This is a genomic window from Paenibacillus rhizoplanae, from assembly GCF_042684125.1.
GTDB lineage: Bacteria > Bacillota > Bacilli > Paenibacillales > Paenibacillaceae > Paenibacillus_AQ > Paenibacillus_AQ rhizoplanae.
The window spans coordinates 1-968 of sequence record NZ_JBHUKY010000071.1 but is presented as its reverse complement, the minus strand read 5'-3'; the positions used below and the strand labels follow the sequence as shown (position 1 = coordinate 968).

At 53.0% G+C, this 968-nt stretch carries 2 protein-coding genes; both read left to right on the top strand.

The window, feature by feature from the left end; all coding sequences use genetic code 11:
• A partial coding sequence (locus ACFSX3_RS27195; RefSeq protein ID WP_379313497.1) for a hypothetical protein occupies positions 1-341 on the top strand: 341 nt, incomplete at its 5' end.
• A 67-nt stretch (positions 342-408) separates the two neighbouring features.
• Entirely contained in the window at positions 409-933 is a 525-nt protein-coding gene (locus ACFSX3_RS27190; protein ID WP_379313495.1) for a hypothetical protein, read from the top strand.
• The last annotated feature ends 35 nt before the right edge of the window (positions 934-968 follow it).

The following is a 968-nucleotide window of genomic DNA, read 5'->3' as shown; positions in this document are numbered from 1 at the left end:
AGTTTGTAGACCCGGGGATTTACGAGGCGTACGTCTCGTTCGCTGGGTCCGGCTCTAAGGAATTGAGAATGCGCGGAGCCAATGACGTGCGGATCGACGCCGGCTTAAACGCGGTTGTTAGGGGAGCGTTTGACGTTATCCTAGAACCAGGTTTTGACGCTTATATAGGCTCCGCGTCTCCCGGTAATCGTATCGTAACCGCAGCGGAGTTAGACGCTATATGGGCAGCTCTCGCCGGTAAAGCGAACGTAAGTCACTCGCATACCCTGACACTAGCAAATCACAATCACGGTAGCACAACGCTCGTACCTTCAGGCGGCGGAACGTTCACGGTCTCTTAATTTCTCTTTCATGTCGCGGGCCGCTTGGATATACTTAGGACAATTACTATATTTGGGAGGCTCACGCATGAAAAAGAAGATTATCGGAATCGCAGCCGCAGCGCTTTTACTTGGAAGTTCGATCGGGTACGCGGCCAGCTCATCGCTTATTGGTGCGAAAGTGACCGGTTTGTTTACGGTAGAGCAGAACGGCAAGAAGATCGCAGATGCGGTTATTATAAACGGATCGGCCTACGTTCCAGTACGCGCAATGAGTGAGGCGACCGGAACGGGGCTGGCGGTAGAGGGGAAAACGATAACGATGGAAAGTAAAGCGACAGCAATAGCGGAGACAGGTACGACGGTTGCTGAACCGGTAACTACACGGGTGCTTACAGAGACTGAGAGGGAGACATTGCGTAGTAAAATGGTGACGGGAGAGCGGGCTATCGCCAAGTATCGGGAAGTTATCGCGCAGACAGAATCGGAACTAGCAGCGGCAACAGGGGCAACGGATGTCCAAGGATTAAAGGACTTTATTGCAGACCTCGAGTCGCGCATAGCCGCTACTGAGACGATTATCGCGGACATTAAGGCGCAGCTCGGCGAATAACATACGCACATACATTACGGCCGTCCTTCGGGGCG

Excerpts from the sequence above, each read along its gene's own strand:
- ACFSX3_RS27190 (WP_379313495.1), top strand. The coding sequence starts at position 409 with ATGAAAAAGAAGATTATCGGAATCGCAGCCGCAGCGCTTTTACTTGGA.